The organism is Micromonospora sp. NPDC047793 (assembly GCF_040642635.1).
Taxonomy (GTDB): domain Bacteria; phylum Actinomycetota; class Actinomycetes; order Mycobacteriales; family Micromonosporaceae; genus Micromonospora.
In genome coordinates this window covers 1-18,762 of sequence record NZ_JBEYSG010000026.1, presented here as the reverse complement: position 1 = coordinate 18,762, position 18,762 = coordinate 1, and the positions used below count along the sequence as shown (strand labels likewise).

Here is an 18,762-nt window from a genome sequence, read left to right as displayed (position 1 = left end):
GTAGCGTCGCGGTTATCGGCGGCCAACTCCCGATACAGGTTGACGGCTTCCTGGCTGGTCGCCAGCGCCTCGGCCCGTCGTCCCGCCTCCGCCAACCGAAGCGCGTGCCATGCCAGTAAGGAGGCATGGTCGTTCGGTTTGGTCGCCTCGGCCGCAGCGTCTAGGGCATGGGTGGTCAACGCGAGCGCGGTCCGGCTGAACTCGATGGACGGGTACGGCACCCGATGCGCTGTCCGCTGTGCCCAGACCGGGTCTAGCTCAGCAGCGACGAGAAGGTCGGTGACTCGTGGGGCGAGCACTCCAGGGAACTGAAGACCGACCTGGAGTACCGCCTCGGTCATCACCGGCAGATCTGCGGCAAGCGCTACGTCGATCATCTCAGTCGCGTCGCTCTGGTGGCTGCGGGCGCGACTCAACACCGTCAACGCCCGCACCGCCTGACTGGGCGTCAACCCGTGCAGGATCATGCTGCGCTCGGCCGGGGTGCTTTCCCGCAGGACCGCGACCGCGAGATCCTCGGCGAGCAGGTCCGGCTGCAACGTCCCCAACCCACCACCGTTCCCTGCCTGCGGGTACAGGCCGTATAACCAGTCCACATAGCCATCCGGCTCCGCGTCGCCCAAGCCTGGCACTCGACCGATCAGGCCTACGGTGTGCTCACGGTTGTCCGCGCCCAGCAGCGCCGCCACGGCCACCAGCCTCCGCAACACGGCGTCGGTACCCGGCTTCCCTGCGCCCGGTAGGCCGTCGCGGCGGGCCCGGTGGCGCCAGTATCGGGCTTCATGACCCAGTACCTCGGCCAGCACGTCGTACCGGTCATCCCCACGCGGCCCACCCAAGACCGCCAGCAACGCCAGGGCATGCAACCTCAACACCGGCACGTGACTATTCAACCCGTGTAGCACGACCTCGCCAGCAGGACGGCGACGCAGTCGACCGGCGAACGCCACCACCGCTTCGTCCACAATCTGCCGCGGAGTGTGGCCCTCAATGCCCGCCGGTACCTCGATCACGTTCGCCGACACGGTCAACGCGTCCACCAGATGCGCCTGCGGCGGATACGCAGCCGACAACGACGACCACCACAACCCCGCCGACCGCGCCAATAGCAACACGCGTACACCGCCGGCACGCTGTGCCACACACAACAGATGCGCCAGCGCTTGTGGATCACGGGCCTCGGCGTAATCCACCGTCAGCAGCAACCGGCTCGGCCGCTCAACCGTCTCCAGCAGCCCGATGACCTCCGCTTCCTTATCGGGGGCGACCGGCCACCACTCCCAGTCCGTCAACCGGCCGGCGAAGTGCCGTGCCAGGCGGGTCTTGCCTACCCCACCCGCACCTACCAGCAGCCGCACCACGCTTGCCGCTGGATCCGCGCACCAGCCGTCCAATGCCTGCAGCAGCCATCCACGACCGACGAACCCGACCACCGCCGCCTGCGGATGCAACAGCCACACCACCGACTCCGGCAAGTCGGCCACCAACATCCCCGCTACCACCCGATCACGCCGCTCGCCCCGATCAAGCGCGGCCCGAACCCACTCCAAGACCGACGGCGCGAACGCCCCCACCAAAGCCGCCGTCGCGCCCGCGAGCACCGTCCAACGCACCTTGCCATCAGTGACCAACGCCCAGACCGCCGCCGCCGCGACCGCTGCAGGAACCAGCACCGCCCACCAGGAGCGCCGGATCCACCTCACCCCATCCCGAAGCACCCCCGCACGATACTGAAAGTAATCAAACCGGCACACGGTTCGATCATCCGACATGGCATCCGCCCAACGGCAGTCCGCACCCGAGGCAGCGGATGGAATCAGCAGCACCCGTCACGAAACGCCACCGACTCGGATCGCCGCTGCACCACGCGGCGCACCGCCAGCCGTAGACCGAACTCGGTTCCGGCGCCACCACCACCCGGATGGCCGTGCCGGTGATGGACATCGACGCACCCACCCGCATGGTCTGGCCCATCGGCGCCGGATGGGCGGTGCTGCTCGGCGACGCCCTGGCCCCCGTACGGCCACACACCGCCCGAGGCGCCAACAACGGCATCGAACAGGCCGCCGCCCTCACTGCCGTCCTCACCCAACACCACCGGTGGGACGCCGACCTCCTCACGGCCCTGCACGGATGGCAACGCCGCTGCCTTCCCGACGCCGTCACCGCCGTGCGCCAGGGGCCACTGCTCGGCGCGCACCTCGGCAACCAACCCTGACCCGCCCGACAACCCCCTTGACCATAGGAGAGCCCACCGATGGCACTGCATCTCTACTTCGATCTCACCGCCACGCTGCGACTGGCCGAACACGCCGTCGCCGCCCACCAGCACGTCCCCTCCTTCACCGAACGAGAGGACCAGAGCCCCTGCCCGGGGGCGTTGGAGTGGGTTCACGACGACGGCGTCTACCTGATGTCCAATGGCCTGCCCCGACTGCAGGACCCGGACCGGCCCGGCGCGAACCTGACCGTGCACGCCCACGGCTGGAACCCTCGCGTCGACGGCCACCGCGCTGACCGTGACCTCGGTGGCGACGACTTCGTCGAGCATCTGCACCTCACCGAGGAACCCGCTCCACTGATCGAGGATCTGCGCGCCGCACACGCCGCCGGCTTCCGGTGGTTGGACTTGGTCGTCAGCGCGGAGACCTTCGAGGTGCGGGTCGCCCGCACCCGCCGCCCCAACTGATCCCCGCCAACCGACGGCCCCGCCCGCACCGAGCCCGGCGGGGTCGTCGGCCCGCACATCACCCCGACATCCCGTGTACGGGGCCTCATCCCCGCCTTTCGACACCGCGACCGGCATCGGTCGCGGTGTCGCCGTTTCCCGAGGAGTTCCGTGTCCAACACGAATCGCGCCACCAGCGCCCAAGATCCCGTTACCAGCCCTGATTCCGCGAGCGGAGCCGCCGCGGACACCGACAGCTTGGCCTACCCCATCTCACCGGAATACGTGCAGTCGTGGACGCTCGTGCGGGCGCTGTCCGAGCTGATCGCGAACGCGCTCGACGAAGACCCGAACGCCCAGGTCAGCTGGGCCGAAGGGACGCTGACCATCGCCGACGGGGGACCGGGTATCCCCGAGGAGGGCCTCATCCTGGGTGTCTCGACCAAGTCCGCCGAGCAGATCGGCCAGTTCGGCGAGGGCAAGAAACTCGCCTGCCTCGTGCTGGCCCGCAGTCCGCAGATCGGCGGCGTGCGCTGCGAGACCGTCGGCTACGGCTTCGTCCCCACCGTCGAACGCCGCAAGCTCCTCGGCGGTCTGATCCCGTCGCGCTCCGCGCAGGGCAGCGAAGTCCTCGTCTACCACTTCCACCCCAACACCCGCACCGCCGGCACCACCTTCACCATCGAGTGCCCCCAGCAGTTGGCGCAGGAGGCCATCGGACGCTTCCGTGCCCTGGCCGAGCCCGACTACCAGCCGCCCGCAGCACCAGGCGTGTGCGTGCGCGACGGCCAACCGGGACGGGTGTGGATCGGCGGGGTGCTCGTCACCCGCATGCCGGGTCTCCTCGCCTCCTACGACCTGTCCCTAGACCACAAGGCGCTGCAGAACCGCGACCGCACCGTCGTGGAGGCCGCCGCACTGCGCACCGCCGTGCGCCGCATCCTCGCTGACAGCGAAGACCCACAGATCATCAGCCTCTTCGCCCGGCATGTGCTCGGCGGCGGGAAACTACGCGAACAGGAACAGTTCTTCGACGTGGTCCGGCTGCCCCGCCCCCGCGCCGCGTGGCGGACCTGGGGCCGCACCCACCTGCCCGAGCAGACCTACTTCAGCGTGCCAGGCGGTGAAGAGGCGGCACTGGACCTCAAAGACACCGGCCACACCGAGCTGGCCACCACCGGCCTGAGCTCCTACCAGCAGATGGCCGTCATGGACCTCCTCGGCGTCGAAGCGGCCCGCGCCCGCCAGAGACGCCACCACGCCCGCAACCGCAACCGGACCAACTGGGTCAGCCAGAAAGCCCTGACCGACGCGGAACGCGCCCTGCTCGACGAGTGCTGCCAGCTGGTGCGCTCCGCGATCGGCCCATTCGCCCTGCATCAGGTGAAGGTGTACGACCACAGCGACGAGTCCCCCTGCGCCGACGGCTTCTACCGGCCGCTGACCGGACACGTGGCCATCCACCGCGACGTGCTCACCGACCGACACCAGACCCTGCTGGTGCTGCTCCACGAATCCGCGCACCGGGTCGGGCACCGCGGCGGCGGCCACTGGACACCGATCCCCGACTACCACGACCGCAGCCGCGGATTCGAACACCTCCTCAGCGACTACGCCGCCCGGCTGCTCGGCATGCTCGCCGACGGCACCGCACTGCCGCACATCGACCCCACCCCCGCCGCTCAACCTGCCGGCCGGGACCGCAACTGGCGGGCCGACGACCCGAGCGTGCCCGCCGTGCGCCGGGAACTGGCCCACCTCCTGCTCGACCAACTCCCCCGAGCACTGGCCTGCGGTGGCTTCCGCAGCGCGAAGGAAATGGTCGCCTCCACCGCGGTGTATCCCGGCTACTGGCGCCTGCTGACCAACCCCCGCCCGGTCGGCCACCGCCCGTTCCGCGGCGACCAGGCCGGCGACTACGACAAGGTCGCACTCCTCGCCGAGGCCAGCGGCGTGCACCCACCCGTGGTGTGGCTGGGCTACCACCTGTGCGAAGGCCCCATCCACGGACGCCGCCGCGAGACCTGGGGCCGACCCGGCCCATGGACGGCGAAGATCCGCGCCGACATAGCGCGCGCCTGCGCGGACCTGGCCGCACTCGGCGGCCCGTACGCCGCACACATCCCCGCGCTGCAGGCACTCGCCGACGGCACGGTCCCCGCCCCACTCGACGACGACACATGGCACCAACCGGCCCGCGCGCTCCTGGCCGCCGAACGCCGACGCCTCAACCTCGACAAGTCCTGACCCGCAATGCGCGTCGCGGGGACCGCGCACACAAGCGTCGCCGCCCCGGCCACGGAAACGACTTGATCAATGCCCGAAGTCGAGCGTCACTGCACCTGGCCCGCCACCGCCCGCAGTCGGCACTGCGCCGACATGACCATGGTGCCGACCTGGCGAGCCAGCACGACCACCTGCCAGACCGGCCTGAACCACCCACCCACCAAGCACGCGGGGGCCCACATCCACGGCCACGGATGTGGGCCCCCGCGCCGTATGACAAGGAGTCAACGATGGACAGCACGTCCCCACCCGCAGACGAGCCGGACGCGCATCGTCCGGCCGGGCTCAACGTCGGCGATCCGGACCTGGGCAAAACCCGACTGCTCGCCCGTGAGTGCGCCACCTGCATCTTCAAGCCCGGCAACCCGATGCACCTCGAACCCGGCCGGCTACGCCAGATGGTCACCGAAGCCCGCGGACAGGCGGGCTACATCATCTGCCACTCGACCCTGCCATACGCCGACAGCCCGGTCCCGCCCGCGGTCTGCCGCGGCTTCGCCGACCGCTACCGCACCTGGCAACTACAGGTCATGCAACACCTGTGGGGCTTCGTCGAGATCGAGCCACCCGACCCCGACTCCGCCTCTACCCCTGCTTGATGAGGAGATATCACGTGCCGAACACCGACGACTTCCTCCGACGCCAGGACCACATCATCGACACCACCGGCTGGGCCGTCACGCACGTCCTGCCCACCCACGACGATCCCGACACCACCGCCCCGTTCGCCTACACCGTCGGGCTCACCGCCCACGGCCACCCCGAGCTGATCACCGCCGGACTGCCGCCCGAGGTCGCCCACACACTGCTCAACGACCTGGCCCAGCGGGTCTACGACAAGGCCGAACGGTTCACCCACGGCCAGACGGTCAGCGACCTCATCGCCGGCTACGACGCGATCATCATCGACGGGCCACCCACCGACGACCTTCATCCCGGGATGGCGATCGCCCGCTACGGCCGCGACCAGATCCGCCTCCAGCAACTGGTGTGGCCCGACCAGCAGGGCCGATTTCCCTGGGACAGCGGGTACGACTTCGACCCGCACGTGCAGCCGCTGATCGCTGACCTGTAGCGGGCAACTCGACCGCTGCGGCCGAGATCCGACGGCTCCGCTGGTCCACAACGACGCCACCGTCACCGGAACCCGGCGTGAGCGCGTCGGCAGGGTTCACGCCGGGGCCATCCGGTTAGGGCCTCCTGGTGAGGTGTCGTCGCGCGGATGGGCCGCTGTCGCCGCGGGCGGCGGCCGGAGTGCTGCCGAGAGCGGCCCAGGCGCGCGGCCACGGAGACCCGCGATCGACTGGTCGGAGATAGAGGGCTAGCGGGGACAGCTCAAATCCTCTGCAAGCATCTGCGCGTAGGCGGAGCCGGGTATCAACAGCTGCCCAGGCTCCTCGTCCGGGTTTTGACAACCGCGCACGGGGCTCAAGTACACCCACTTGTGCTCTTCGGCGGGGCCGGTGACCTCAAACGGATTCCCGCTAGGGTCGCTGATAGTCATCTGTTGTCGCGAACCGTCTGATATGTACTCGACCTGGATGCGCCATCGGCAATACGACTCGGCTGCTTGGACGACGACCCGGACCACGGTCGTCTCGCCGTGCGCCAAGGAAATCTTCTTCTCGGCAAAGAAGGGCGCGCCCACGCCGTCCTGCCACGTGTAGGAGCGAAATGTCGGGTTCGCTTCCTCGATGTTGGCGACCAAGACGATCTTGTCATCGGACCCGGCTTGAACTATCTCCTCAAACACCCCGCTCACGGGTGGCGCGCATTCCCCATCGAGCACCGGCCGCATGTCCACGATCTCCACACCCGTCGTGCGGGCGCCTTTGAGGGTGACTTCCTGCGTGCTCGACTCGACATCTATCGCGCCAGCCGCAGTCAGCAGCGCTCCAAGATTAGGATCGTAAGAGGGGATCGAGTCCACCACGCGCGGATCCGAGCTCTGAAACACGTGGCCCCCAGGCGCGAGAGGCCCTTCAGGTGTAAGGCGATGGACATCCACCACTGTGATTGGATCATTTCCGATGATCCGCTCACTGATTTCGCCAGGCGATCCAGCGCCCGCCTCGAGTAACCCCCTGACGACATCCGTCAGGTAGACCCCGATCGTTCCTACTATCAGCACGATCGCCCAGGTCGCTGATCGCTTCCACCACGGGGCGGACTGTCCACTGCCCGCCTGATCTGCGCTGCGAGATCCACGACGCGGTCTTCCCCGGTTTCGACGCCGCGCCATACGCGAGTCAACTCCCCAGTGCGCGCACCAATATCTAGCCGCAAAGAAATTATGGACACCGTAGCCCGAGTTCGCATTGCGCACAGGGCAGGTGTCCGAAGCGCGACCCAATTAGCGCTCTCAGGCCTCCGACCACCGGCTCCCCTGCATCATCTGCCGGAAGTCCTGCCTGCGGACCTGCCCACCAGAGAAACGTCCCGGACGGCACCGGCATCCGTCCAACAGTGTGAAGCAAGGTCACTCCCCGGCTTGGCATCCACGGCATCCGACGACGACCTCTCACCAACCGTCCACAACCGCAGTCACCTTTACGACAGGACCCGTGAGCGGCCACACGATCAGGACCACGATCAACCGGCTAGTCCGAACCATCGAGGAGCCACTCTTGACGATGCCGCCGCAGCCGGCCCCCGGCGACGCATACAGCAACACCCCGCCTACCGCCCCGCATCAGGGAGCCGGCGCGGACGGGCAGCCGCCATCGCCAGGACCGATCAGCCCGCCCACCAGCGGCGGCGGTGCCAATCACGGCCGAGTGCGGCTCATCGCCGCTGGTGCCGCCGTCCTTGCGGTACTCGTCATCGGAGCGGTCGGGTACGCCGTGTGGGACCGGTACGTTCGTGAGGATTCCGGTCTCGCCGCCTGCAAGGCGATGTCCGAAGGGCGGCAGCCCGACGGCAGTGAAGACGCCGGTGAGGACGCGAAGCTGACCGAAGCCCAGTACCGGGAGGCGCGCAAGGTGTTCGAGGACTCGCGGCACGAGAAGATCCGCGAGCACGGCACGGCGCTGATGGACATCGTGTGGCAGGCCGACCAACTCGACGACGACGAGGGCTTTGGCGCCCTGGCGTATCTAGGGCCACTCGGTACCCACATGACTGGTCTGCAGACGGCTTGCGCGGATCAGGGCGTCATCCTCAACCTGAATCGGGACTGAACCGACGTGACCACCAGCATCCCGCTCCGCGGTGGCGCGACCCTGGCAGCCCTCGCCCTGATGCTGGCCGGCTGCGGCGGCGACCAGACCGACAGCCCGATTCCGGTAGCCGCCACCCCCGTCGCCACATCGGCGGCGCCAGTCGCCGGTCCCACCAGCCCCAGCCCCACCCCGGCCCCGAGCACCAGCCCTACAGGCGATCCGTACGCGCCGCTCACCATGGGCACGTCGACGACCGTCGCCGACGGGGCCGCCACCGCCACCGTCTACTCCTACCGGCACAACGTCGCCACGACCGCGCCCCGCCCCGACGAGCAACCTGGCTTTGTGTGGGCAGCCGCCGATGTGAAGGTGTACGCCGGAAAGGACGTCGCGGATGGCATCAGCGTGTCGAACCTGCCGTGGACGTTGGTGTACGCCGACGACACGCAGTACGACGCCTCTTCGATCGGCTACCAACAGTTCCCCAAGCCGAAGTATCCGTGGGGCGAGAAGCTGCTCGCTCCCGGACGATGCGTGCGGGGCTGGATCACGTTCCCGGTACCGGGCAAGCCGCGATCGGTCGCCGTGGAGTACGCGCCGGACGATGTGCTTGTCGCACCGCGATGGTCAGTGAAGTAACCAGCAAAGCCATTCGCGCAACATCGGTCTCCCGCCCTCGGGGGGAGCACTCCTGACGCCCGCGCCGCAACTGCCCACGACCTGATCGAGACTGCCGCCACCCGTGAGCGGTCATGCAGATTCCCTCCTTGCTATGGGCGCCGCCGGCTGGCAGGCATGTCAGCCGGCGGGCCCTCGCGCCGCCCGGAACCCATAGGGCGTCCATGCTCTCGCGCGACACCTGGCCGCCGGGGATAGTCGGCTGGCAGGTGTCGGTACACCGATCGCAGCGACCTGCCGATCTTCTCCGCGAGGGCTTCAGGTGCAAGGTCTGGATCTATTCGTAACCAGTAGGCCACCGCCTCCGCTGTGCTCGAGGGCACTGTCGCTTCTCCGTTGTCGCTGGCGGGGCCGCCAGCGGTGCTCGGCCCGGTCGACGTGCCGGGACAGGGTGTGGGCGCCGACTTCCTGTCGTCTGGTGCCGTTGTCGAATGGGTATCCGTCGCGGGCTGCTGTTTCTGCTCGGCAGGACCTGGCGCGCTTGACGCACGACGCGGCGGCACCGGAGTCGGCGTCGCTGAGGGCGCGGCGCCGGTGTCTCCAGAACGGCGCCACCATCGGCGGCGGCGACCGGCCTGCTGTCTTGCGATGATCGTTTCAGGTGCCAGGTCCGCGGCGAAGAGCGTGGTCAGCCCGGCGTAGTCAGCGGTGGCCGCGAGCCGCTGCGCGATCTCGTCGAGGTCGTAGACGTGTACGGCGATGGCGGCAGTGGCGGGATCCACGGCCCTGCGGATCTTGCGACGAAGCACGGCGGCGATCACCTGCTGACGATGTTCCCGCGAGATCCCGACACGGGCTGCTTCCAGCGATTCGTACAGGTCGAGGCCGTCGGCTTTGGCGATGGACCGGGCGCGGATGGTGATGGCGGGGTGGCGGAGCCAGTGGCCGATCAGCTCGTAGGCGGGTGGGGTGGGTGGTAGGTCTCCGGTGGCGCGGAGGCGGTCGCGGCGTTGGTTGCCGGCGTGCATGAGCCAGACGAGGTAGCCGAGGGCGGACATGGCGGCGTAGAAGCCGCCGAGGAGGTGCTCGGGGTGGACGATCCAGTTGAAGGTGACCGCTGCGGCGGCGATGACGGCGGACAGGATCCGGGATGCCAGGGCGCGTTCGCCGAGGCGACGTCGGACGTCGGCGTTTGCCATCACGACCACACCGCCGAGTTCGAGGGCGGCGACGGCGGGGATCGCGACGAGGATCGGTATGCCGAGGGTGTCGACGCTGCCGGTGACCTGCCCGACGAGGGCGACGAGGAGCACCAGGACGTAGAAGGCCTGCCGCATGCGAGCCGTGCGACGTACGGCGGTGGCCAGATCGGCGTCGAGCGCGTCGCGGGACATCGCGTCGGTGCTGTGACGTCTCGACGACGCGGACCGACCGCCGAACTCCGCTGTGGCACCGCCCACCGGGGCCGCCGTCGTCGCGGTCGTGTCCCCGCTACCGTCGGCCCAGGCGGTGTACGCGCTGGCGCCGATGCCGGCGGCGGTCTGGTCGGAGGTGCCGCGGACAGTGCCGGACACCGCTGGGGAGTGCCGCGTCATGAGCGCCGCCCGCCGTCGCTGGATCTGGCGTGTGCAGGGCCGGTGGTGAGTTGGTCGGCGAGGTCGAGGGTGTCCTTGCTGGGGGTGGCGTCGATGTCGTCGAGCCGGTGGATGAGGGTCTCGCGCAGGGCGCGGACCTCGTCGAGGTGTCCCAGCGCGGCGTGGGCGCGCATCGCCTGTTGGTAGACGGGTTCGGCGTAGGGGTCGTGGCGGATCGCGGCCTGCAGCACGGTGACGGCTTCCGCCGGGTCGCCGGTGGCGGCGGCGAGGGCGAGGTGGGCGTCGAGGGCTTGGCGTCGGATCACCTCGCGGTGGACTTCGATCCATTCGTAGTCGAATCCGTCGGCGAGAGCACCGCCGTAGGCGTCGACCGCGGTGCGCAGCGCGGCGAGACGGGTGTCGGGGGTGGTGGCGCGGTGCGCGACGCGCAGGGCGTCGCGCATGCGCCACAGGTCGACGTCCATCAGGTCGCGGGTGAGGGCGTAGCGGCGGGCGGGATGGGTGAGGTAGCTACCGGGTCCGCCGGTGCGGGTCAGGGTCTTGCGCAGGGCCGACACGTAGGTGTGCAGGCGATGCGGTGCTTTCGATCGTGGGGCGTCGGGTAGCAGGTCGTCGAGGATGGCGTCCTGGGTGGCGTCGCCGTCGTGGACCACGAGGTAGACGAGCAGTTCGAGGGCCTTGGCGCGCAGGGGGATTGTGGTGTCCATCTCGACGATGCGGGCGGTGCCGAGCGTGCGTACCGCCACGAGGCCGCCGGGCTGTGTCGTTTTGGGTTGATCGCTGTGTCCCGACGGCGCTACTGCCTGCCGGCCGCTGGGGAACTCGGCACCTTCTGGTGCCGAGTAGGCGCTGCCCGCTGCGACGGTGCAGGCGTGGCCGTCGTCGGGCACAGCTTCTGCGGTGCTGTCGGCGCGCGGGCCGGGTGTCGGTGTCGGAGCGGCGGGGAGGTCGACCGACCGGGTCGACGGGGGTTGCCCCGTGTGCGTCTCGGCGAGGGTGGTGATCAGATCGACCGTCTCGGTGGGGGTGAGCACGGTGAGCCGACCGAGGTCCGCAGGGCCGGTGGCGTGACGGCTGGTGCCGTCGGCGGTGGTGGTGCCGTCGGTGTCGACGACGAGGGTGTCGCCCTCGGGCCACCGGCCGAGCAGGACGCCGTGGATGTCGAGGCGGTTCCCTTGGGCCAGGAGCGCGGCGACGCGGGCACGTTCGTGGCGGGCCGCCGCGTCGGCGATGAGCAGCACCGGCGGCAACGCTTCCTCGTGGCCGGCGTCGGGGAGGTCGGCGACGGTGTCGACCTCGTGCTGGTAGAGCAGCCGGGTGCGGTGCAGCGCCTGCGTCTCGCAGAGGTCCAGGGCGGCGGCGAGTCCGTCGGTGACGGTCAAACGGGGACTCTCCGCCAGCACCGAGGTCTCCAGGAGGGCGGCGGCGGTCGTCGCACAGATGACCACCGTGCCGCCCCCGTGGACGGCGGTGGTGGCGAGGGCGGCGGTCAGGAACCCTCGAACGGCCGCCGGTGCCCCGGGGCCGGTCAGGCCGAGGCCAGCCGGTGGCCATGCCGCCGCCACCGCGTTGTCCCGCCCGGGCACCACCGGCCCCCGCCCGCCAGCGAGATCCTCCTTGCCGATCGACTCACCGACTGTGCCGGCTGACGTTGGACGGTCGACGCCCCCCGAGGAGATGGACCGGTCGTCCGTCAGATCGGCGCTGGGGGAGTCGGTGCCGAGGATATCGACGTCCTCTGCGGTATACCGCCGACGTAGGCCACGTCGAATCTGGGTGACGACGGCGGGAAGCGACGCGAGGTCGACGTCGCCCCGCCGCTGCGAGCCGGGTGGCTGTGGCCGGTAGCGGCGTCGTCGCAGGGCCCAGACCAGGGCGGCGGCTGCCGTGATCGCGGCGGCGAGGCCGAGGTCCATCCAGCTCCCTGTCCCCACCGCGATGCCCTCGGCTGCTGGGCCTGAACGGCTGCCGGGCGGCGACGGGCTGGCGGCGGGCATGTCTGAGACGGGCGGCGCCGACGGGGACGTGGCTGTGGACCCGGAGTCCACGCCGTCGTCGCCTGGTGCGTCGGCGGGTGGGCTCGGCACGGCGGCGGGTTCGCCGGGTTCGGCCGTTCCCGGGGAGGGCGGGTCGACGTCGGGTTTGGGTGGTCGGAGAGTGGTTGGAGGGATCGCGTCTTGCGGTAGGGCCAGGGTCCAGCCGGGGTGAATCAGGTGGGGGTTGGTGAACGTACCGCCGGCCGTGGCGAAGTGCCTGCCGCGGTTGAGCGCCCAGATCTCCGGCCAGCGGTCGGCGTCACCCAGCCGCTTCTTGGCGATCGCGGACAGCGTGTCCCCACGCCTCACCACACAGATGTCGCCCTGCTCGGACGTCACCCCGGTCGAGCGGCCGACAGCAGACCGCGCCGTCCGCGAGGTATCGGCTGCTCGAAAACCATCGGTGGCAGCGCCGGTTAGGCCGGCTGTTCGGTCCGACGTGAGGTCGCCGTCGGTCGAGGCTCGGTCGGACCGCGCCGCAGTGGCCGTGCCCGCCCGCGTCGCGACCGACACCGCCGCGCCTTGGTCCTGCTGCGCTTCGGTGATGCCCTCAGTCGGCGGTGCGTCAGGGTACGTGTCGGTGACCGGGGCGGCGTGTGCGGCGACGGGCAGGGCAGCAGACGTGACGGCAGTGGCACCCAGCACCGCCGCCGCAAGCCCCTGCACCGGACCGGGCAGACGCACCGCGAACCGCCACCGCCCCCGAGCCGCGAGACGCCGACGCGCCCGGTGCGTCACGAAAACGCCGAGCAAAGCCCAAAGCACCCACGCAGCGGCTAGCAGAACCGCCGTAAGGAACCCGGAGGTCAGCGGCTCATGCAACCACGCCCGCACCTGCCCGACAGACGGCACCGAGACAACCGGCCCACCGACCAGATGCAGCGCCACCAACGGCGCTGCCGCCATCACGACCGCCGACACACCCGCCACCGAGAACCGTGCACTCACCCCGCCACCTCCTTCCCGGGACGCCTCAACGGCGGCCGATTGCGGTGATGGCAAAGACCGTAGGAGCAAGGCAGGGGGCGCACCGGGAATCCGCTCCTGACAGCACCTCACACCACCTGACACGACCTCACACCGGCAGTTCACAACTGAAACGCCTCATCTGCGCCCAGTCGCGTGGTTCGGCTGGGACGCAAGTCAGGCGACCGTGGCCAGGCGTGCGGGCGCCGCCACTGAGTCAGAGGCACATTCACGGACAAAGATCACCGCCCGAGAGAAAACATGTGCCACTGGCCATCGGCTTACAGCCTCCGCCCCGATGCTCACGCTCAGCCACCGTCACGCAGTCGGTCGACGTGCAGGCTGCGGCAGTTTGCGCACCCGATCATGCCGAGGCGATGGCGTCGCCCGTTGGCCCAACGCGACGAGCCGTAGCCGCGACCGAACCTCAATTGACCTGCTCTTTCTGCCGAGCCGAGAAAGAGCACGTGACTCACTTCTGAGATGATCTCGCGATGGAGCGGGAAGAGTTCTGGCGTTTGGTCGAGTCCATAGGGCCGCAGCCGGACGACGATGGCTTCGAGTCTGGCCGCCGAGTTGGCGACGCTGTCGGTGCCGGATATCCAGGCGTTCGAGGATCATCTGGCTGACCTGCTGCACGGCTTGGACACACACGCTCACGCCCGTGCCGCCCGAGCCAGGGGCGACTGGTTCCTCTACGTCCGCTGCGCCGCAGTCGCCTCCGGGCGAGCAGCCTACGAAGAAGCGCTCGCCGATCCGCACAAGCTTCGACGCTCCGCACGGCGCGAAGCAGAACCCCTTCCCTTCGTCGCGTCCCAGGCGTACGAACGCAGCACCGGCTTGCCATGGCGTCATGAGTCACCGGTCAGCTACGAGTCTGGAAGCAACCTCACCGGCTGGAGTGGCGATGACACTTCCGGCAAGCTGCCACTCTGGCTGAGGATGATCATTGCCGTCCCCCGCCCATTACGCCGCGGTACCCAGCTGCCTGTCCATGACAACGAGCGAGCGCGCACGTCACGTGAATGGACCTGCCGTGGCGCTAAGCGGGGCTAGAAGTCGCGCCGACGCGTTGATTGGTCGCCCCCTGCGAGCCGCCTGAATCAAACTCTTGACTACGATCTCAACGCCCACGAAACCCAAGCTACGTGTGGATCGTGGCAGATCAGTGCGTCGCGTCGCAGCCTAGGAATTTGGACGTTGCTAGGTCTTTTACCCGCCATCGGCTACGCTCCCAGCGTAGCCTAACCGAAGTCCGGTTCGTGAATGGGATGGAGCATCCGTGCCCCCTCTTGACCGCAACGCTTGGAGCGCTAAGATTCACAAACGCTTGACGGTCGGACGTACCATTGCGCTGGTCGGATTCTCGTCGGGCGCTATCGTGGTCTTGTTGATAGTGTTGCTTGGTCCCGTAGCTTGGTGGGCTACGCCCTCGAAGCATCTCCAAGGTAAAGAAAAGACCGATGCTCGAAATGGAACCCGGCAGGTTCTTCTGGCAGCTGCTGGCGGTACAGCAGCCTTAATGGGTCTGCTCTTCACGGCGAGGACCTTCCGCCTCACTAGACGGGGGCAGTTGACGGACCGCTACTCCAGGGCAACTGCGCAACTCGCTTCTGAAAAACAGACCGAACGCCTGGCGGGAATCTACGCCCTTGAACATGTGATGGCCGAATCTGTGCGCGATCACGGTGCCGTAGTAGCCATCCTAGCTGCATTTGTTCGTGAGCGCCGCCCGCTGAGTGGGGTTTGCGGGGACTCCGTCCTTGTGGATAAAGAGTCGGCCAGAGTGGAGGCGGAGAAGGGTGGCGTTGATGCGGCAGGCAGATCTGCAATAGCCAAGCAATTTCCGTCCGACGTGCAGGCCGCACTGACTGTGCTCGGTCGCCGACCTCGGCGCCCTGAACAATACGGCGTAGACTTGCGGAATTCGGATTTGACCGGTGCCGATCTTTCGGGAACTTACTTCCCCAACCTTTTGATCGAATATTCTTTTCTATCCGGAGCCAACCTCTCGGAGGCCGAGCTAACGGGCCTGGTTGCAAACAACGCTGATCTTGAAGGCGTCAACTTGAGAAAGGCCCGGCTTAAGAATGCGCAACTGCGGGAGGTTGTCGCCCATGGCGCCTGTCTCGATGGCGCCCAGTTTGGCGACGCAGATTTTCATGGGTCTGTTTTCAGGGAGATCTCCGCGGTGGGGGCGAACTTTAGGGGCGCGGTCATGGACTACGCAGTTTTCGATGAATCGAACTTCGGTAAGTGTGATATGCGAGAAGCAAGCCTCATTGGCGCGAGTGTCAGGCGCGTCAACCTTTCTTGCGCACGCCTCGCGAAAGCGAATTTGTCAAAAGCTAAGATCCAGCGATCGAACCTTCTCGGTGCGGATGTGCGGGAGGCCAACTTCGACCGAATTGGCATGGAGGGGGCTGTTTTTTACAGCATATTGCCCGAAGAGGGGGTCGCGAAGAATCTAACCGCGAATCAAGTCCTAAAAGGCTTTAGGGATCACACGACGGTGCTTCCTCCTGAACTTAGGAATCTGCCTCCAGGGCTTCAGCGGTTCAAGGGCGCGATACGTTTCGCAAGTCAGCCGAATGACTGAAATTATCGAGCGCGAACGGTGGTGCGATGTATCTGCAGCGCGCTATCATCGGCAAATCGGGGTGCCGCTAGGAGCAGTGCTGTAATCGCATGAAGTAGTCATTCGGTGACCGCGATATTCGTCCAGTCCGTCGCTGTGCTGGATCCACGCGGTAGGCAGGTGCCTAATCGTCGGTCTGCGCTACTTGGGTCTCGGCTGTGCAGGGGCGATGTCAGGCATGGCTGTCCGGCCGGCGGTGGTGAGTCGGCGCGTGTAGCGGTCGGACAGATCGGCGGCGGCCGCATGTTCGCCCAGGTGGCTGAGGATGTCCACGGCTCTTTGGTGTAGGTCGGCGTTGTACGGGTCGACACGGATCCCGCCCTGTAGATAGACGAGTGCAGTGCGGGGGTCGGGTGCGGTATCGGCGAGAGCGGCGTAGGCGTCGAGCACTCTGCGTCGGGCGGCTACCCTGTGTGGTTCGAGCCAGGGCCATGTGTGTCCGGCGGCGAGGTCGCCGGTGTAGGCGGTGACGACTGCCTGCCAGGCCGTTGTGGTGTCGGTGAGAGAGGATGCCGCGTCGTCGGCAGCGGTATGCAGGTGCCACAGGTCGACGTCGACGTGTTGGGGGTGAAGGCGGTAGCGGTCGCCGGCACGGTCGAGGACTGTCACGCCGCTGGCGGTGCGGGCGGTGGTGCGGAGTTCGCTGAGGGTGGTGTAGAGGCGTCCGGTGAGTCGGTGTGCGGGTAGTCCGGGCCAGAGCGCTTCGGCCATGAGGTGGCTGTCGGCGCCGTCGGCGTGGACGGCGAGGAAGACCAGTGCCTGCCACGCCGCGGACCGTCGCAGGACCACTCGGGAGCCGTCGATGAGCAGCTCCGGTTCGCCCAGTACCCGTAACCGCGTGCCCGGCGGCGGGTCGCTGCGTCGTGGGCGGGCCTGGCGGGGTATCCGCGTTGCCGGTGTGGTGGAGGTGTCTGGGGCTGGTGGGTTGAGGTGACCGGTGACGGTGAGCAGATCCGCTGCGGTCACCTCGTCGAGCACGCACATCCGGTGTGCCGCCGTGGCGTCGGAGGTGCGGCCGTCGGCGTCGATGTGCCATGCCAGTGCGTCCGGCCACGACCCGAGCACGACCGGGGTGGCCGCGTCGGTGACGAGCGTGTCGGTAGGGGGAACATCGAGGATCAGCACCGCCGGCAGTCGCCCACTCGATCCCTGCGCTCCTGCCGCAGGCTTCGAAGGGGCTGCCAGGGTGGTGGCGTGCACGCTGGTGTCGACGATCGTCAATCCCGACCCAGGCCGTAGCCGCTCCACCGCGGGCCCGAGCAACATGCTGCCCGCGCGGCGGGTGATCACCACCTGCGCATCCGTCTGTCGCATCGCGCTCAGGAGGACACTGACCAGCAGGCCCCGCGCGGCGTCGAGCGCACCTGGTCCGACCAACCCCACTCCCGTAGGCGGCAACCCCATCGGCAGCACCGCCGCCGGTACGGATACAGGGCGGTCGACGGTGGCGGCGGTGATGGCCGCCACGGTGGCCGGCAGAGGCGTCAGATCCGCCCCGTCGTTATCGGCGGGGCGGGAGTGGGGACGGTAACTGCGGCGGCGGCGTAGCCACATCAGCCCGACCGCGACCGTCACCTGGTCGGCGACCTCGCGGGGCAGCCACCCACCGGCCACAGCGACACCGCCATCAAGCCCAGCCCGCTCACCCTCATCCGCTGTAGGAAGACCTGTGCTTCCTGTCGGTGGCACCGCGTCGACGCCGACGGCTGGTGTGGCGGGGGTGGGGATGGTGAGGGCGGCGGCGCCGGCGATCCCGGTCGCGGTGGCCTGCCACGGAGTGGGTAACGGCAGGCGGCGCAGCCACCGCACGCCCGCCCACATCCGCACCGCGACGCGGACGGTGATGATGTAGGCGACGAACGCCCACAGCAGCCACGCCAGCACGACCGCCATCAGCATCAGGTTCTGGCCGGTCAGCGGGTCCCGGATCCACTGCCACACCACCAGCCGCACCCCACCGCCCGGCGACGGCCACCCCACCACCCTCGCGAGCAGCAGCGGTGGACCGGCGAGCACCACCACGAGCACGACGAGCGACACGACCTGCCGCGGCCAACGCATCGTCACCCACCTCCTACCGGACCGCGTCCCAGCACGGCGACGGTGGCGGGGACACCCCTCGTCACCGGGCGGCCGTCACCGGGGCGGGGTGGATGATGCGGGTCCACAGACGACCCAGCCACCACACCCCGACGGCGACCGCGTAGATGACCGCCAAGATCCCCGTCGTGTCCGGACCCGCCAGCGCCGCGATCAGGATCGCCACCGGCGCGCCGAGGACCAGCCGCAGGACCGGCCGCGACACCAACGCCGTGACCACCCCGACCCCCAGCAGCAGGCCACCGAACCGGCCGCCGAAGTCGATCCACACCAACATGTGCGGCCACCGCTCCGCCGTCACCGACCACTGCAGCACCAGCATCCCCACCGTCGCCGTCACCACCGACGACACCGGGAACGCCAGGAACTGCGACCACCCACCCACCGGCGTACGCCACCGGCGTACGGCGATCAGCGCGAGAACCGCCGCCACCACCACGATCGGCACGATCGGCGCCACCGACCAGCGCAGGAACGGACCCAGCTCCATACCGATGTACTGGCTGCCCACCACCGCGTACATACACGCCACGGCGACACCCAGCCAGGAGGCGGTGAGGATGCCGGTGGCGACCTGCGCCCCCGGCGACAACGGCAATCCGGTGTCGGTCCGCGACGCCAACGCCGCACCCAGAACCGTGCCCACACCGAGACAGGCGAGCATCGCGAACACCGACGCCATCGCCAGCTCGCC

At 68.6% G+C, this 18,762-nt stretch carries 13 protein-coding genes and 2 pseudogenes; 9 read left to right on the top strand and 6 right to left on the bottom strand.

Translation table 11 applies throughout. The features are described 5' to 3' along the window. A partial coding sequence (locus ABZ738_RS30510; RefSeq protein WP_357218967.1) for a hypothetical protein occupies nucleotides 1-1,826 on the bottom strand: 1,826 nt, incomplete at its 3' end. A gap of 80 nt (nucleotides 1,827-1,906) precedes the next feature. Between ABZ738_RS30510 and ABZ738_RS30505 the strand changes: the two are divergent. From ABZ738_RS30505 to ABZ738_RS30485, 5 genes and pseudogenes are all read left to right on the top strand, one after another. Continuing rightward, a pseudogene (locus ABZ738_RS30505) lies at nucleotides 1,907-2,218 on the top strand (monooxygenase); the annotation flags it as partial. A gap of 39 nt (nucleotides 2,219-2,257) precedes the next feature. Beyond that, on the top strand, nucleotides 2,258-2,689 hold the full coding sequence (locus ABZ738_RS30500) for a DUF3085 domain-containing protein (RefSeq protein WP_357218964.1): 432 nt from the start codon (nucleotides 2,258-2,260) through the stop codon (nucleotides 2,687-2,689). Between the two features lie 237 nt (nucleotides 2,690-2,926). Then, nucleotides 2,927-4,915: a hypothetical protein gene (locus ABZ738_RS30495; RefSeq protein ID WP_357218961.1), complete on the top strand. Its 1,989-nt coding sequence runs from the start codon at nucleotides 2,927-2,929 to the stop codon at nucleotides 4,913-4,915. Between the two features lie 269 nt (nucleotides 4,916-5,184). After that, nucleotides 5,185-5,553, top strand: a complete 369-nt coding sequence (locus ABZ738_RS30490) for a hypothetical protein (RefSeq protein WP_357218958.1) — start codon at nucleotides 5,185-5,187, stop codon at nucleotides 5,551-5,553. Nucleotides 5,554-5,567: 14 nt separating this feature from the next. Next, nucleotides 5,568-6,029 carry a DUF4262 domain-containing protein gene (locus tag ABZ738_RS30485; protein ID WP_357218955.1) on the top strand — a complete coding sequence of 154 codons (462 nt, stop codon included), beginning with the start codon at nucleotides 5,568-5,570 and terminating at the stop codon, nucleotides 6,027-6,029. A gap of 246 nt (nucleotides 6,030-6,275) precedes the next feature. On the opposite strand, the gene ABZ738_RS30480 is transcribed toward ABZ738_RS30485, so the two are convergent. Further along, nucleotides 6,276-6,887, bottom strand: coding sequence for a hypothetical protein (locus tag ABZ738_RS30480; protein WP_357218953.1), 612 nt, complete (start codon nucleotides 6,885-6,887; stop codon nucleotides 6,276-6,278). 631 nt (nucleotides 6,888-7,518) lie between these two features. On the opposite strand from ABZ738_RS30480, the gene ABZ738_RS30475 reads away from it, so the two are divergent. Continuing rightward, nucleotides 7,519-8,133: a hypothetical protein gene (locus tag ABZ738_RS30475; RefSeq protein ID WP_357218950.1), complete on the top strand. Its 615-nt coding sequence runs from the start codon at nucleotides 7,519-7,521 to the stop codon at nucleotides 8,131-8,133. A 6-nt stretch (nucleotides 8,134-8,139) separates the two neighbouring features. After that, nucleotides 8,140-8,754, top strand: coding sequence for a hypothetical protein (locus ABZ738_RS30470; RefSeq protein WP_357218947.1), 615 nt, complete (start codon nucleotides 8,140-8,142; stop codon nucleotides 8,752-8,754). Nucleotides 8,755-8,885: 131 nt separating this feature from the next. Here ABZ738_RS30470 and ABZ738_RS30465 read toward each other — a convergent pair whose 3' ends face one another. Then, the gene (locus tag ABZ738_RS30465; protein ID WP_357218944.1) at nucleotides 8,886-10,307 is read right to left on the bottom strand and encodes a hypothetical protein; all 1,422 of its coding nucleotides are present in this window, start codon (nucleotides 10,305-10,307) and stop codon (nucleotides 8,886-8,888) included. 17 nt (nucleotides 10,308-10,324) lie between these two features. Beyond that, nucleotides 10,325-12,244: a BTAD domain-containing putative transcriptional regulator gene (locus tag ABZ738_RS30460; protein ID WP_357218941.1), complete on the bottom strand. Its 1,920-nt coding sequence runs from the start codon at nucleotides 12,242-12,244 to the stop codon at nucleotides 10,325-10,327. A 1,638-nt stretch (nucleotides 12,245-13,882) separates the two neighbouring features. Between ABZ738_RS30460 and ABZ738_RS30455 the strand changes: the two genes are divergently transcribed. Then, nucleotides 13,883-14,386 (top strand): DUF4240 domain-containing protein, encoded by a 504-nt coding sequence (locus ABZ738_RS30455; protein ID WP_357218938.1) that lies wholly within the window; start codon nucleotides 13,883-13,885, stop codon nucleotides 14,384-14,386. Nucleotides 14,387-14,612: 226 nt separating this feature from the next. Beyond that, nucleotides 14,613-15,929: a pentapeptide repeat-containing protein gene (locus ABZ738_RS30450; RefSeq protein ID WP_357218935.1), complete on the top strand. Its 1,317-nt coding sequence runs from the start codon at nucleotides 14,613-14,615 to the stop codon at nucleotides 15,927-15,929. Between the two features lie 180 nt (nucleotides 15,930-16,109). On the opposite strand, the gene ABZ738_RS30445 is transcribed toward ABZ738_RS30450, so the two are convergent. After that, nucleotides 16,110-18,029, bottom strand: coding sequence for a hypothetical protein (locus ABZ738_RS30445; protein ID WP_357218932.1), 1,920 nt, complete (start codon nucleotides 18,027-18,029; stop codon nucleotides 16,110-16,112). A gap of 61 nt (nucleotides 18,030-18,090) precedes the next feature. After that, nucleotides 18,091-18,762, bottom strand: a pseudogene (locus tag ABZ738_RS30440) (Hsp70 family protein); the annotation flags it as partial.